Here is a 13,484-nt window from a genome sequence, read left to right on the forward strand (position 1 = left end):
GGCGAAGGAAGGCGACGAGACCCGCGCGGCGCGCAAGCGCACGATCCAGCGCCGGCTGGCTACCTGCGACATAGAGGCCTGACTCGACCAGCGTCCGGGACGACTCGTAGGCCGAAAGTTGCGCAATGGCTTCGGTAGCGAGCGCACGCCCCGCCTCATCGTTCACCTGGCGGAATACTCGGCTGATACTGCGCGGCACGTCGATCGCCGGGTAATGCCCCTGCTCAGCGAGTGCGCGACTGAGGACGATATGTCCGTCGAGAAGCGCCCGCAGCGATTCCGCCATGGGATCGTCCACATCGTCGGTTTCGGTGAGCACGGTCATGACCGCGGTGATCGCGCCGCCGCTCGCGAGAGCACCGCAACGTTCCACGATCTTCGGTAATGCGGCGAACACGCCCGGGGTATAGGCCCGGACGGCGGGCGGCTCGCCGGACGCAAGGCCGATCTCACGCAGAGCATGCGCGTAGCGGGTCATGGAATCGATCAGCAGTAGCACATGCTTGCCACGCGAACGGAAGTGCTCCGCATGCGCCAGCGCCGCGTGCACGCCGCGAGCGCGCATCACCGCGGGCTCGTCGGAGGTGGACACCACCATCACGGCACGGGCCCGGGCAGGCTCGTCGAGCGCGTGCGACCAGAAATCCTGAGCCTCGCGCCCTCTCTCGCCCACGAGGCAAAGCACGAGGACGTCGGCGCGCATGTGCCTGCACAGGCTGGCGAGCAACGTGGATTTGCCCACGCCACTGCCCGCGAAAATGCCCACGCGTTGACCACGACCGAGGGTAAGCAGCGCGTCGATCGCGCGCACGCCGGTCTCCAGCGGCTGGTTTGGCGTGACTCGATCCAACGGCGGCGAGGGCACGCCCATGAGGGGCCAGGTGACGTCGCCGGTATCGGGCGCGGCCTTGCCGTCGATCGGCCGCCCCAACGCATCCAGTACCCTTCCGAGCACCCCGTCGCCGGTGCCGATGGCCGTCTCGTGCCCCATCCGTTCGACACGGTCGCCGACGCGCACGCTTTCCACGCTTCCGTACGGCATCAGCGTCACGCCGGAGACGCCCACGCCGCTGATTTCGGCCAATAGCGATGCGCCGATCCGGCATATGGCACCCAGGGCCGCCAGTGGACCGTCGGCTTCGATATGGGTGGGCGTGATGCGCCGAACGCGGCCGCCCGCACGCACCGTTTCCACCGAAGCCAGGGCGCGGCGCCAGTCATCGCGCAGGAAGAGGCCTCCCGAGGTCATGAACGCAGTCGCTCCATCGTCTCGGCAAGACGCGCGGCCTGTTCGCCGAGGCCAAGGTTGAGGGACCCGGCGAGGAGATCGACCCGGCAGGCGCCGGTAGCGAGGTCGTCAGCGATGCGAATCCGCGAGGACACCGCGGGAGGCAGCCGGTCTGCCATGCTTCCCGCATCCGGCACGTCCTCCGCCGAGACATGGATGGCGACGACGGTGTCCATCCCGAGCGCACCAAGATGATGCGCGATCGTAGCTGCCATCACTTCCTGACGCCGCGCCGTGTCTCCGACGATCTGTGCCAGTGCCGTCTCCGCGAGGTCGAGCGCGAAGGCTTCCAGATCGGCGAAGCGGCGATCGACCTGGGCGACGCAAGTCGCCAATGCTTCAAGGAAAGCCGTCTGCTGCGCGCTCCAGTCTTTTTCGAAGCGGGCCAAGGCGGCCTGTTCGCCTTCGGCCCTTCCGCGTTCGAGCGCTTCGCTTTCGCGTTCGCCGGCAGACCGTTCAAGTTCCCGCACGCGTTCCAGCGCATCGCGCAGTTCCTGTTCCAGCTCGCTCAGACGCGAAACCTCCGGCGCCGGAACGTGCTCCTCCGCGAGGAGCGGGGGCGTCTCCCCATCCACACCCAGGCGAACGCTCCGACCGAGCACGGAAACACGACTGGCCTTGACCAGGGTCATCGGCGAGCTCTCCCGCGCAAGCGCGCCAGGAAGCCGTGAACACCGCGCTGGGTGGCGACAGGACGGTTGGGTAGCGCAAGTTGCGCCACCACGTCGCGCGCGGCCGCGGCAAGCGCCTCACGCGTCCGCACGGTAAGGCGGCCGTCGCCTCCCTCCCTATCCATGGCGAGCCGGAAGCGGGATGCAAGCGGCCCATCGACGCCGTGCAGGAACGCTTCCGCACGGCGATCCACGTCGTCGTCAGGAAGCGGTGCCGCCGCGTCTGCTTCGACGAGGGCGGCCAATCGTTCCCGCTGGGCGGGCGCGAGCGTGCCCATGATCCACTCGACGTCTTCGTCGGTGCACATGGCGAGCTGCGCGACGGCGCGTCGCAAGCGGCGAGGATCAGCGTCCCGCATGATCGCCCGCCTCCTGCTCGAGGAGGACACGGAGACGTGCGGCGAGCGCGTTCCGTTCGTCGGTGGACAGGCGGGCCGGATGCACGGGAGCACGCCGACGCCGGAACAGCGCAAGCGCGGTCGAGCCCAGCGCTACCACGACCGCGGCGGCGGCCGCGAGCATCCAGGTGGCCGCGCCGTCGCCCGAGGGCGATACCGCCGGTACGGGCGGCACGCGCGCCGCAGCGGGAGTTGGCCGCGCTTCGGGAGCCGCGGGACGAGGCGGCGCCACGGCGAACGGCGCGATGGTCAGCACGTCGCCCCGCTTGGTATCGAGCCCGATCGCGGCGGAGATCACCGCGCGGAGATTCTCGCGCTGCCCGGGGGTGGTGTCGCCGGCAAGGACGACGCCGACCGACAACCGCCGGATCGCGCCAGGAGCACCGACGATCTGCTCGATCGTGCGGTGGCCAGGCGTATGGATCTCGCCCCCGGTTTGCGAAGCAACGCCTCCTGGCGGCAAGGGAGGCAGTGCGGTGTGAGTCTGGGTTTCCACCGCTGCCGCTGCGGGGCCGTCATGTGTACCGCCGGCGTCCGTCTCGCGGGTGATTCGCGACTGATCGTAATCGATGTCGGCCGTGACGCGGACGGTGGCACGACCGGCACCGGGCACCGCCGCCAGCACATCGCTGACCTTGCGCTCGAGGCGGTCTTCGATGGCCTGGCGAAGCGCGAAGCGCGGATCGTCCACGTCCACCGGTAGCGCCGCGTCGGAGGATGCGCCGCGACTGTCGAGAATCGTGACGTCCGAGGGTTTCATCTCGGGAACCGAGGCCGCGACGAGGCGCTGGATGCCAAGAATGGTGGCTGGCGTGAGGATCTCGCCGTCACGCACGAACACGGCCACCGATGCCTTCGGCGAGGTCTGCTCGCGGCGGAAGATCGTCGCTTCCGGCAAGGTGAGGTGGACACGCGCGAGTTCGACCTCGTCGAGCGTCATGATCGTGCGGGCAAGTTCGCCCTGCAGGGCTCGCTGGTAGTTCACCTTCTGCGCGAAATCGGTGAGCCCGAGGTCGGAGTTGTTGAACAGCTCCAGGCCCACCACGCTGGACAGCTTGAGGTCGCCGCTCAGCAGCTTCACGCGTGCCGCCCTTGCGTCGTCTTCGGGAACGAGGATGGCACCACTGCCCTCGTCGAGGCGATAGGGGATCTTCTGCTTGTCCAATTCTGCGACCACGGCCGATGCATCGCGCGGCTTGAGGTTGCTGAACAGCACCTGGTAACCCGGCCTGGCGACGAAATAGGCAGCCAGAGCGATCGTTCCGATCAACAGCGTTCCTAACCCGGCATAAAGCCACTGCCGCCGGTGCGACGGAACCGCGGTGGGGAACGTGGAGAGAGGCATGTTCATGTCAGAGCTGCATCCGCATCAGTTCCTGGAACCCTTCCACCAGGCGGCTCCGTACCTGCAAGGCGAACTGCAACGACATCCGCGCGTCCTCCAGTGCCAGCATGACCTGGTGCGGCGGAATATCCGCGCCGGTGGCGAACTGCGCGACGCCATCCTCAGCGACGCGGATGCGCCGCTCCACGCTCGCGACGCCTTCCCCGAGCATGGCGGCGAAGCCGCCCTGCTCGGCCGGCGAGGCTGCGGGATTGATGTCCGGAAGCACCAGCGGCGCCTCGATACTTTCGACCGGCGGAACGTTCACGACTTGCCTCCGATGTCGAGGGCACGCATGAACATCGAGCGTCCCGCGTTGTACATCACCACATTGGCTTCGTAGACACGAACGGTCTGCACCATCAGGGTCATCTCGCCGGCATGGTCCACGCCCGGATAGGTCACGAAGCCTTGCGCGTCGGCCTTTGGGTTGCCCGGTTCGTGCACCTTGCGCGGTTCGCCGTCATAGGGCTCGAGGCCATAGACCTGGGTACCTGCAAATCCAGGCATGGTGCTGTGCGCGGCCACGGTCTGGCCATCGTCGAGGAGGCGGCCGAACGACGACGTCATCGCGGGGCCACTGACCATGCGCATCGGCGTGAACGTGGTGCCCGCGGCGCCCGCGTTCGCGAGGTTCTGGGCGATCACCTGCATGCGCTCGCGTTCCACGTCCATACCAGAGCGGGAAATCGCAAAAATGGTTTCGCTCATGCTCAGCCCTTCGCTGCCATGTCATTGAGTTCGCCGAGCCGCCCGAGCATCCCGGCAAGCAAGGCATAGCGCGCGCTGGTTTCCGATGCCGTGGCGATCTCGTGGTCGAGGCGCACCGTACCCGTGCCGATCGCGGTATCGACGGTCACGCGCGGCGCGAGGCCCGTCACGGCCTGCGCACTGCCCGTGTCCTCCGCAGCGTGCCAGGCCTCGCGCAGTTCCTGCTCGAAGCTGACCCGCACCGGCAGGTAGTTTTCCGCCCCCGCATTGGCGACGTTCTGCGCCGTCGCGGCCTGGCGGGCCCAGAGTCCGTCCAGGGCCTTCGCGGCCAGGGCGGGGATCACATCGATGCTCATGGCGTTCTCCTTTACTGGACCACGATGTCGGCGTGCAGCGCACCCGCGGCCTTGATCGACTGCAGGATGGCGATGACGTCGCGGGTGCTGATGTTGGACTTGGACAGAGCGAGCACGAGGTCGCCCACGGTGGTCTGGCGGAACGTCCCGGCCACCTGCTGCCCCGGTTCGTCGACCCGGAGGTCGCTGTTGCCAATCACGATGCTGCGGATGCCATTGCCCGCCCGGCCGATGAGTTCCGGCTGCGACGCGCTGTACTGTGTGTCCACGGCGATGCGGATATCGCCGTGCGAAATGGCTACCGGCGAGATGCGCAGATCGCCCCCCGCGGTGACCGTACCGTTGCGTTCGTTGATGACCACGCGTGACACCTGGTCGGGCACCACCGCGAGTGCCTGGATCCGCGCTACCAAGGCATTGGTCTGCGAGGTGCCGTCGATCGGACGGATGCGCACGGTCTCCGCGTTGAGCGCGTCGGCGACATGCGTTCCGAGCCCCCGGTTGATCTCGGTGGCGATGCGGTCCGCCGTGATCGCGTCCGCATCCTTCAAGACGAAGCGGAGGAAGCCGTCGCGGCCCAGGAGGTCGGCCTGGACGCCGGTCTCGACAATGGCGCCGTCCGAAACGACGCCGGTGGTGGGATGGTTCTTCTGGCGCAGGTTGCCGTTGGCGTCGAAGCGGTAGCCGCCAACCGTGACCGGGCCCTGTGCCAGCGCGTATACCTCGTGATCGGGACCACGCAATTCAGCCATCACCAGCGTGCCACCGGCGAGGCTGCGTGCGTCGCCGGTAGAGGTGACATTGATGTCCAGCTTATCGCCGACGCTCGCTGATGGCGGCAAGGTGGCTGTCACCATCACCATCGCCACGTTGCGGCTCTGGATGTCTTCCGGCGGCAAGGTGAGGTCGAAACGGGACAGCAGGTTGGCCATCGCCTGGCGCGTGGCGGTATTGCGCGGCGTGTCGCCGGAACCGGACAAGCCGGTCACGACGCCATAACCGACGAGTAGGTTGTCGCGCGCTCCGAGGAAACGGCCGAGGTCCTTCAGGCGCACGGGCACAGGCGCGTCGGCGGCCGCAACGCTCGTGGGAAGAGCGATCGCCAGCGCAATGGCGACAAGAGCGGAAAGCGAGCGCATCACCAGAGCCCCAGCCATGCAAGTATCCGGGGGATCAGCCCCGGCTTGGTCCGGTCGGTGACGAAGCCGTCGCCGACGTAATCGATGGTGGCGTCGGCCAGGCGGTTCGAAAGCACGGTATTCGACGTGGAAATGTCGGCACGTCGCACGCGACCGCCCAGGCGGATACGCGTGCGCTCGCCGTTCACGTTGATTGCCTGCTCGCCGGACACGCTCAGGTCTCCGTTCGGCCACACCTGCACGACGGTGGTGCTGAGCTGGGCGAGCAGACGCCCTTCCCGCTGCACCTGTCCCTTGCCGCCGTAGTTGTCGCCGAGCTGTACCTCGGGTGCGTGCCGCGTATCGGCCATGGTCGTCACCGATCCCTGGATGCCGGTGGTCGTACTGGTGGATGTGTCCGCGCTGCTGCTCGCCGTGGAGTTCTCGTACACCAGGATGGTGAGGATATCGCCCACGTGCGAGGCGCGGCGATCCGAGATCAGGCTCTGGTAGCGGTCCGGGTGGTACAGGTCGTCGGCCCGCGCACCGGAGGCTGCCGCCCATCCAGCGAAGGCAAGAGACAGTAGCGTGCGAAGCGTCGCCATGCGGTCAGCGCTTCAGGCCGTTGGCGATGGACATGAGCTCGTCGCCGACCTGCACGAGGCGCGCGTTGGCTGCGTAGGCGCGCTGGTACACCATGAGATTCACCAACTCGTCGGACAGCTGTACGTTCGACGCCTCGCCGTAGCCCTGGGCGAGCGTGGAACTGTTGTCCTCGCCCGGCTTGCTGCTGGACAGCGTCGTGCTGCCATCGTCCAGACCATAGGTGCCATTACCCCTGGCGACGAGTTGCGACGGGTCGTCCACCGTTACCACGTCGATCTGGCCGATCGAAAGCGCGTCAGCCTGTCCGGGGACCTGAGCCTGCACCTCGCCTGTCGGAAGAATCGTGATGGCCGTGACGTCCCGTGGCACGGAGATCATGGCTTCGAGGGGCGTACCGTCCGGAGCAGCGAGGTACCCGTCGGTATCGACGTGCAGGGTGCCGCCGCGCCATAGGGTGGTATGGCCTTCGCCGGAGCGCGCGAGCGGTATGAAGCCGGGGCCACGGATCGCGACGTCCATCGCGTTGCCTGTCGGATGCAGCTCCGCCGGCGTGAAATCGCGCAGGCTGGAAGTGACGCTCACGCCAGCGAGGCCAGCCCCGGCATCGCCGCGCCGCGTTGCCGCCTGACCGGGATCGACGAGCATCTCGGAGAATGACACCGTGGAGCGCTTGTAGGCGTTGGTGTTCATGTTCGTCACGTTATTGGCCACGATGTCGACCGCGGTCTGTTGTGCGTCGAGCCCGGTGGCACCGATGTAGAAGACTCCGTTCATGCGCTTACATGTCTCCCATGCGTTGAAGGACGTTGCCAATCATGTCGTCGTAGGCCTGCACCAGCTTCTGGCCGCTTTCCACGCGCCGCATCGCCGCCATCACGCGCACCATGTCGTCGCCCACCACCACGTTCGATGACTCGACGAACCCCTGGCGCACGCGCGCATCCGGTCCGGTGGCGGCGCTCAAGCCGCCGCCGGTGAAGAGCCCGTCCGGCGTACGTTGCAGGCTGGAGGGATCGGCGGCGGTAAACACGCCCAACGTTGCCACGGGCATGCCGTCGTCGATCACCGTGCCATCCCCGTCGACCTTCCATGGACCGCCACTGAGCGTCACGTCGCCCCCGGCGTCGTTCTGCACAGGCCAACCCTGCGCCGTCACCAGGCGACCGCTTTCGTCGCGGTGGAAGGCGCCGGTGCGAGTGTAGGTGGTGCCGCTGGGCGCACTGACGGCGAAGAAACCGTCGCCCTCGATGGCCAGGTCGTAAGCATTGCCCGTGTGCACGAGCTTGCCGGCGTGGAAGTCGGTGGCCAGGCGAACGGCCGCCGCTGGCTCCGCGCCGGAGACGGCGGCGTCGGGCAGCAGCTCCTGAAAGGCGACTTCGCTTTTGAAACCAGGCGTGGACGCGTTCGCGATGTTGTGGGCCGAGGTCTCCACACGCCGCGTTTCCTGCGCCATGAGCACGCGGGCGGTGGACATCAGGTCATCCATGTACGGCAGTCCTCTGCGGGTTGACGGAAGGGTTTTCCACGGTGACCGTGGCGAAGGAACTCAGGGTAATCGTGTGCGGTACTTCGTTCATCGAAAGCACCGAGAGGCGCGGCGCCGTGCGTCGGGTGAACGTGCGCAACGGCCGCCGGATTTCCGCACGACAGAGCAGCACCGGCGAGAGATTCTTCCGCATCATGCCGTCCATGTACGAAAGCAGCCGGCCGAGGAAAGCTTCGGCGACACGTGGATCGATGACGAAACCACCCGCTCCGTCGGCACCCTGGATGTTCTGCAGGATGGACGATTCGAGGGAAGGATCCAGCGTGAGTACCGGCAGCGAATCCTTCTCGCCGACGAGCTGGCGGCAGATGGTGTGGCCCAGCTTCTGCCGTACCGCTTCGCAGAGGCGGGACGGGTCCTTCTCGTGACGTCCCGCATCGGCGAGCGTTTCGACGATGAGATCCACGTTGCGGATGGGTACGTGCTCGTCGAGCAATCCCTGGAACACCGACTGCACGTCGCTCATGGACAGGACCGCCGGCACCAGCTCCTCGACGAGTCCCGGCTGCCGTGCGCGCACGCCATCCAGCAGTGCCACGACTCCCTGGCGCGAAAGCAACTGCGCGCAGTGCCCCTTGATGACCTCGGTAACGTGGGTGACCAGAACGGTCAGCGCGTCCACGGGCGTATAACCGGCAGCACGTGCTGCCGCCGCCTGCTCGTTGTCCACCCATACGGCCGGAAGACCGAAGGCGGGATCGCGGATCTCCGGGTCCGGTAACCGCCGCACCTGATCCGACGCGCGGATGGCCAGCGTGCGCGAGGGTTCGATCGTGGCCTGGGCGTAGCGGTCGCCGAAGAGCTGCACCCGGTATTCGTTGGCAGGTATGCCCACGCCGTCGCGAAACACCACAGGTGGCACGATGAAGCCCATCTCGGTGGACTGCTGCTTGCGGAACGTTGCGACACGCTCGGCAAGTACATCCTGCATCGAGGCCCAGGCCTGCGTGAGCGATGCACCGAAAAGCACTTCGATGGGCGGGGGCGGGGCCAGTTCATCCGTCGCCGCTTTCTGTGTATCGGCTGCGTCCCCGTCCGCAACGCCTGCGGACTGGCGGCGACGGGCGCGCGCCATGAAGAAGCCGCCCACCATGGCCAGTGCGAGCGGCAGGATCGGCCAGCGGGGCATGCCTGGCAGGAGCAGCAGGCCAATGAGCGACGCGGCCACGACCCATTGAATGCGCGGGAAGCGAAGCAACTGCCGCCCGGCCTCCCCGCTCAGCTGGCTGTCGGAGGAAGAGCGGGTGACGATGATGCCGGTGGCCACGGAGATGACCAGGGCCGGGATCTGGGTCACGATGCCGTCGCCGATCGTCAGCATCGTGAAGGTATGCATCGCGTCGCGCCACGACATGCCCATCTGTGCCACGCCGACAGCCCAGCCGCCGAGAATGTCGATGAGCAGGATGATGATGCCGGCGATCGCGTCGCCCTTCACGAACTTGCTGGCGCCATCCATCGAACCGTAGAAGCCCGCCTCCTTCTCCAGCGCCTTGCGCCGCAGCTTCGCTTCGTCCTGGTCGATCAGCCCCATGTTGAGATCGGCATCGATGCTCATCTGCTGGCCAGGCATGGCATCGAGCACGAAACGCGCGGCGACCTCGGAAACGCGCTGCGCACCGGCCGTCACCACCACGTACTGCACCACGACGAGGATGAAGAACACGATGAGGCCGATGACGAAATTGCCGCGTACGGTGAACTCGCCGATGGCGCCGATCACCTGGCCGGCGTCGGCGCCCGTCATGATCAGCCGCGTGGCCGCGATGTTGAGCGACAGCCGGAACAGCGTCGCGATGAGCAGCAACGACGGGAAGGTGGAAAAATCCACGGGGCGTTCCACGTAGAACGTAAGCAGCAGTACGGTCAACGCGAAGGCGAAGTTCACGATGATCAGCATGTCCAGCATCACCGCGGGAATGCGCGTGAACAGGATCAGGAGGATGCCTAGGACAGCAAATACGAGTGCCAGGTCCGACTGGCGGCGCAGGGCTTCCAGGATCGCCTTCATGCCGATGCCCTCCCCGAGCTCCGGCGCAGGTGCATGTAGAGGGAAGCCGCCGTGCGGTACATCGGTGCAGGAATCTCCGCACCGAGTTCAGCGGTCCGGAACAGCTCGCGCGCAAAGGCCTTCGACTCGAGCACGGGTATTCCGTAGATAAAGGCGAGTTTGCGCAGACGCAGGGCAAACTCGCCGGCGCCCTTCGCCACCACCGTGGGTGCGGTCATGCGGCCGGGTTCATAGCGCAGGCCGACCACGACATGCGTAGGGTTGGCGACCACCAGGTCCGCGCTGCGGATGCCACGCATGCTGCGCGAACGCTTGAGCAGTTCGCGTTGCAACTGCTTGCGGCGCCGCTTGATGCGCGGGTCCCCTTCGCGTTGCCGGTACTCCTGTTTCACCTCGTGCTTGCTCATCCGCATCTTGCGGGCGAACATCCGGCGAACCACAACTTGATCGACGGCGGCGAGCACGAATGCCGCGCCTGCGAGGAAGAAAAGCAGGCGCATGGCGCCGTGCATGAGCAGGCCGGGAAGCTGCGAAACGGGGGTATCCGACTCGGCCAGCGTGGCAATGAGGCTTCGGGCGACATGTACGGTAAGCCAGCCGTATACCATCACCTTCAGGAAGGTTTTCGCCGCCTCGATCAGCACTTGCACCGAGAACACACGCTTGAATCCCGCCATCGGGTTGAGCCGGTTCAGGTCGGCCTTGAGCGCCGACGGCGCGAAGAGAAAACCGACCTGGGCCAGGCTGGCCACCAGGGTCCCAAGGACGATCGCTCCCACAAGCGGAAGCACGGCCGAGAACCCGGCGGAAAACAGCGAACCGGACCAGGCCAGGACGGCTCCGCCCCCCGCGTTCAACGATCCGGCCTCGGCAAAGCTTCGCGCCGCAATCCGTGCGATCCGCTCACCTAGTTCTCCGCCGTGGGCCCACAGATAGCCCGTGCAGCACACCACCCCGAAAACGAGGCCGAGCTCCGGGCTGCGTGCGACGAGGCCTTTCTTGCGGGCCTGCTCCAGCTTGTATGGGCTGGCGTCCTCGGATTTATTGAGTTCGCTGTCGCTCACGGGGCCACCAGCGATGGTACGAATTCAATCGAGCGACGAATCAGGCGCAGGATGACGGGACCAGCCAGTCCGATGGCGACCGAGGTCACCACCAGGGTCACCATCGTCTTCACCTGCAGTCCGAGCAGCAATGCATTGATCTGCGGCAAGGCCCGCGAGAGATAGGCAATGACCACGTCAACGAGAAACAGCGCAAGCATCGGAGCCGCGACGGCACCTACGCCGATCAGCACACTGCCGCCGAGGAAGGCCATCAGCTTGGCCGGCAGGATCGGCATCAACGGGCTGCCAGGCGGCAGCATCCGCGTCAGCGTACCGAGTACGCGGATCAGGTCGAGGTGTCCGTTCGCGAGGAAGAACACGAGGCTCGCAATGAGCGAGAGCAAGGTCCCGAACAGCGGGGCCTGACTGCTCGTGGCCGGGTCGATGACCAGCGCGAGACCGTAGCCGGCCTGGATGTCCAGCGCGCGGCCGGCGAAATCGAGGCCGGCGAACCCTGCCTGGAATCCGAACGCGAGCAACATGCCCAGGAACAGTTCGCTGGCCGACGCCACGATCAGAGACCCCACCTGCGCCACCGGAACGATGGTGGCCAGCGATGCGGCCAATGCCAGCACGAGAACGACCCGAATGCGCAAGGGCACGCGCAATTGAGCAAAGGGGGGAGCGAGGGTGAGCAAAGGCCCCAGACGGAGCGAGAGCAGCAAAGTCCCTGTCACGAGCGATTCTTCCATGAGGCGTGCCTTCCGTCAGTTCATGTTCGCGATCGACTTGAACAGGCCGGCGGCGAAGCCGGTAACTCTCCCGAGCATCCATGACGCAGACACGACGATGACGATCGCGGCGACGGCGAGCTTCGGCACGTAACTGAGACTGGTTTCCTGGATCTGCGTAACCACCTGCAGTGCGCTGATCAACAGACCGACAAGCAACGTCGCGCCCAGGATGGGCCCGGAAATAAGAAAGCTTGTCCACAACAGCTGAGACATCAGCTGGAGTGCCTGGTCTGCGGACATACGTTGGATTCCCCTTACCGATTCAGCGTAGCACAGCGTCAACGCCGGATTGCAACCGTATCTGAAATTTCATGTTGCACGTTGATGACGGCGAGCCAGCACGCTACCCAGCGCGGGACCGCGCCCGCCCAATGGTTGCGCCAGCAGGCGCTGCATGTCTTCCTGCGCGGTGTCGGCGTTGCCGGCCGACGCGGTGAGAAGGCTGCGTACGAACTGGCCCGAAAGGCTCCCGGGGTCGAGTCGCAATGCGACGCGCGCATAATGATCTGCTTCGGCGTGCTGCCCTTTGTGCAGCAGCACCATCGCGAGACCGCCCGATGCTTCGGAGAAGCCGGGATCCATCGCCATTGCCTTGCGGAAGTCTGCCTCGGCGACATCCGCCTCGCCTTCCATCAATCGTGCCCAGCCCGCCGTGACCCACGCGCCCGAGTGGTCGCGCAGCATGTCCGCTGCGGCCTCCAGGACCTTTGCTGCCTCGGCGAAAGCGCCGTCGGCGGTCAAGGCGAGACCACGCCCCAGGAACGCCCGCCCGCTCCCTGGATTCCGGGCTACCGCGCTATCGAACAGTCGGGAAGCGCGCACGGTGTCGCCTTGCTCAAGGGCGAGCAGACCGGCGGTGGTGGCACCTTCGGCCGACTCCAACGCCTGCGCGGATTCCCTGCCCGCGGCTACGAGATCGCCCTGGTCGAACAGGATCATCGACATGACGCCGCGCAGATGGGGGTCATCCTGCTGTGCCAGATGGCTCTTTCCCAACGCCACGGCTTCGTCAAAGCGGCCAAGCCGGTGCAACAGGCGCAGGCGAAGCGCCATGGCCGGTGCGACTGCCCGGCAGACATCGTCTTCCAGCCAAGCCAATGCTTCCTCGTAGCTGCCCAGCATGCCCGTGGCATACGCAAGGTTGTAGCGAATAACCGGGTCGGAATTGTCGCGAAGCAACGCAGAAAAACATGCCGCCGCTTCGGCGAACCGTGAGAGCGAGAGAGCGACAAGCCCCCGGAGGTGCCTGGCCTCCGATGCGCCGGGCAGCGTTTCCAAGAGAGCATCGCTGCCAGGATAGTCACCCTCTTCGTACAGCGCTGCAGCCAGGGCGAGTGTCAGGCTTCGGTTGCCCGGATCCTGTGACGATAGCGCCCGCAGTCGGTGTGAGCTTGGCGCGTCGGAAGGCAGCGTCTGCACGGCGGATGTCCCTGGAATGATTCCCCGGCGCGAACGGTACATCGCAAGACTGTGTGTTATCTAGTCCCGAACGGTCACATTCTTGACGCAAAAACTTGCGACCCAGCCATCCTCCGGTTTAGGCGGCTGCGTATAC

At 66.2% G+C, this 13,484-nt stretch carries 16 protein-coding genes; all 16 read right to left on the reverse strand.

All coding sequences use genetic code 11. The features are described from left to right. A partial coding sequence (locus ACR9ZH_RS17660) for a FliI/YscN family ATPase (RefSeq protein WP_481292070.1) occupies positions 1-1,249 on the reverse strand: 1,249 nt, incomplete at its 3' end. Then, complete coding sequence (locus tag ACR9ZH_RS17665) at positions 1,246-1,920, reverse strand: FliH/SctL family protein (RefSeq protein ID WP_481292071.1); 675 nt, start codon at positions 1,918-1,920, stop codon at positions 1,246-1,248. The genes ACR9ZH_RS17660 and ACR9ZH_RS17665, both read right to left, overlap by 4 nt. Then, positions 1,917-2,267: a hypothetical protein gene (locus ACR9ZH_RS17670; RefSeq protein WP_481292072.1), complete on the reverse strand. Its 351-nt coding sequence runs from the start codon at positions 2,265-2,267 to the stop codon at positions 1,917-1,919. Before ACR9ZH_RS17670 ends, ACR9ZH_RS17665 begins: the two co-directional genes overlap by 4 nt. A 37-nt stretch (positions 2,268-2,304) precedes the next feature. Continuing rightward, positions 2,305-3,708, reverse strand: a complete 1,404-nt coding sequence (fliF, locus tag ACR9ZH_RS17675; RefSeq protein WP_481292073.1) for a flagellar basal-body MS-ring/collar protein FliF — start codon at positions 3,706-3,708, stop codon at positions 2,305-2,307. Between the two features lies 1 nt (position 3,709). Beyond that, the gene (gene fliE / locus ACR9ZH_RS17680; RefSeq protein WP_481292074.1) at positions 3,710-4,009 is read right to left on the reverse strand and encodes a flagellar hook-basal body complex protein FliE; all 300 of its coding nucleotides are present in this window, start codon (positions 4,007-4,009) and stop codon (positions 3,710-3,712) included. Next, a complete protein-coding gene (locus tag ACR9ZH_RS17685) occupies positions 4,006-4,452 on the reverse strand; it encodes a flagellar basal body rod protein FlgC (protein ID WP_481292075.1) in 447 nt (148 codons plus the stop codon). Before ACR9ZH_RS17685 ends, fliE begins: the two co-directional genes overlap by 4 nt. Positions 4,453-4,454: 2 nt before the next feature. Then, positions 4,455-4,808 (reverse strand): flagellar basal body rod protein FlgB, encoded by a 354-nt coding sequence (locus ACR9ZH_RS17690; protein ID WP_481292076.1) that lies wholly within the window; start codon positions 4,806-4,808, stop codon positions 4,455-4,457. An 11-nt stretch (positions 4,809-4,819) separates the two neighbouring features. Further along, positions 4,820-5,965: a flagellar basal body P-ring protein FlgI gene (locus tag ACR9ZH_RS17695; RefSeq protein WP_481292077.1), complete on the reverse strand. Its 1,146-nt coding sequence runs from the start codon at positions 5,963-5,965 to the stop codon at positions 4,820-4,822. Further along, positions 5,947-6,531: a flagellar basal body L-ring protein FlgH gene (locus tag ACR9ZH_RS17700; protein WP_481292078.1), complete on the reverse strand. Its 585-nt coding sequence runs from the start codon at positions 6,529-6,531 to the stop codon at positions 5,947-5,949. Before ACR9ZH_RS17700 ends, ACR9ZH_RS17695 begins: the two co-directional genes overlap by 19 nt. 4 nt (positions 6,532-6,535) lie before the next feature. Next, the gene (locus tag ACR9ZH_RS17705) at positions 6,536-7,306 is read right to left on the reverse strand and encodes a flagellar hook-basal body protein (RefSeq protein WP_481292079.1); all 771 of its coding nucleotides are present in this window, start codon (positions 7,304-7,306) and stop codon (positions 6,536-6,538) included. 4 nt (positions 7,307-7,310) lie between these two features. Next, positions 7,311-8,018 carry a flagellar hook-basal body protein gene (locus ACR9ZH_RS17710; protein WP_481292080.1) on the reverse strand — a complete coding sequence of 236 codons (708 nt, stop codon included), beginning with the start codon at positions 8,016-8,018 and terminating at the stop codon, positions 7,311-7,313. Next, the gene (locus ACR9ZH_RS17715; protein ID WP_481292081.1) at positions 8,011-10,089 is read right to left on the reverse strand and encodes a flagellar biosynthesis protein FlhA; all 2,079 of its coding nucleotides are present in this window, start codon (positions 10,087-10,089) and stop codon (positions 8,011-8,013) included. Before ACR9ZH_RS17715 ends, ACR9ZH_RS17710 begins: the two co-directional genes overlap by 8 nt. Then, a complete protein-coding gene (locus ACR9ZH_RS17720; RefSeq protein ID WP_481292082.1) occupies positions 10,086-11,153 on the reverse strand; it encodes an EscU/YscU/HrcU family type III secretion system export apparatus switch protein in 1,068 nt (355 codons plus the stop codon). The genes ACR9ZH_RS17715 and ACR9ZH_RS17720 overlap by 4 nt, the downstream gene beginning before the upstream one ends. After that, on the reverse strand, positions 11,150-11,887 hold the full coding sequence (locus ACR9ZH_RS17725) for a flagellar biosynthetic protein FliR (RefSeq protein WP_481292083.1): 738 nt from the start codon (positions 11,885-11,887) through the stop codon (positions 11,150-11,152). The genes ACR9ZH_RS17720 and ACR9ZH_RS17725 overlap by 4 nt, the downstream gene beginning before the upstream one ends. Positions 11,888-11,902: 15 nt before the next feature. Continuing rightward, positions 11,903-12,169: a flagellar biosynthetic protein FliQ gene (locus ACR9ZH_RS17730; RefSeq protein WP_481292084.1), complete on the reverse strand. Its 267-nt coding sequence runs from the start codon at positions 12,167-12,169 to the stop codon at positions 11,903-11,905. Positions 12,170-12,238: 69 nt separating this feature from the next. Further along, on the reverse strand, positions 12,239-13,348 hold the full coding sequence (locus tag ACR9ZH_RS17735; protein WP_481292085.1) for a tetratricopeptide repeat protein: 1,110 nt from the start codon (positions 13,346-13,348) through the stop codon (positions 12,239-12,241). Positions 13,349-13,484: the final 136 nt, after the last annotated feature.

This window comes from Luteibacter sp. SVR4-7G (assembly GCF_056755555.1).

Excerpts from the sequence above, each read along its gene's own strand:
- ACR9ZH_RS17665 (WP_481292071.1), bottom strand. The coding sequence starts at position 1,920 with ATGACCCTGGTCAAGGCCAGTCGTGTTTCCGTGCTCGGTCGGAGCGTT.
- ACR9ZH_RS17670 (WP_481292072.1), bottom strand. The coding sequence starts at position 2,267 with ATGTGCACCGACGAAGACGTCGAGTGGATCATGGGCACGCTCGCGCCC.
- fliF (WP_481292073.1), bottom strand. The coding sequence starts at position 3,708 with ATGAACATGCCTCTCTCCACGTTCCCCACCGCGGTTCCGTCGCACCGG.
- ACR9ZH_RS17685 (WP_481292075.1), bottom strand. The coding sequence starts at position 4,452 with ATGAGCGAAACCATTTTTGCGATTTCCCGCTCTGGTATGGACGTGGAA.
- ACR9ZH_RS17690 (WP_481292076.1), bottom strand. The coding sequence starts at position 4,808 with ATGAGCATCGATGTGATCCCCGCCCTGGCCGCGAAGGCCCTGGACGGA.
- ACR9ZH_RS17695 (WP_481292077.1), bottom strand. The coding sequence starts at position 5,965 with ATGGCTGGGGCTCTGGTGATGCGCTCGCTTTCCGCTCTTGTCGCCATT.
- ACR9ZH_RS17700 (WP_481292078.1), bottom strand. The coding sequence starts at position 6,531 with ATGGCGACGCTTCGCACGCTACTGTCTCTTGCCTTCGCTGGATGGGCG.
- ACR9ZH_RS17705 (WP_481292079.1), bottom strand. The coding sequence starts at position 7,306 with ATGAACGGAGTCTTCTACATCGGTGCCACCGGGCTCGACGCACAACAG.
- ACR9ZH_RS17710 (WP_481292080.1), bottom strand. The coding sequence starts at position 8,018 with ATGGATGACCTGATGTCCACCGCCCGCGTGCTCATGGCGCAGGAAACG.
- ACR9ZH_RS17715 (WP_481292081.1), bottom strand. The coding sequence starts at position 10,089 with ATGAAGGCGATCCTGGAAGCCCTGCGCCGCCAGTCGGACCTGGCACTC.
- ACR9ZH_RS17725 (WP_481292083.1), bottom strand. The coding sequence starts at position 11,887 with ATGGAAGAATCGCTCGTGACAGGGACTTTGCTGCTCTCGCTCCGTCTG.
- ACR9ZH_RS17730 (WP_481292084.1), bottom strand. The coding sequence starts at position 12,169 with ATGTCCGCAGACCAGGCACTCCAGCTGATGTCTCAGCTGTTGTGGACA.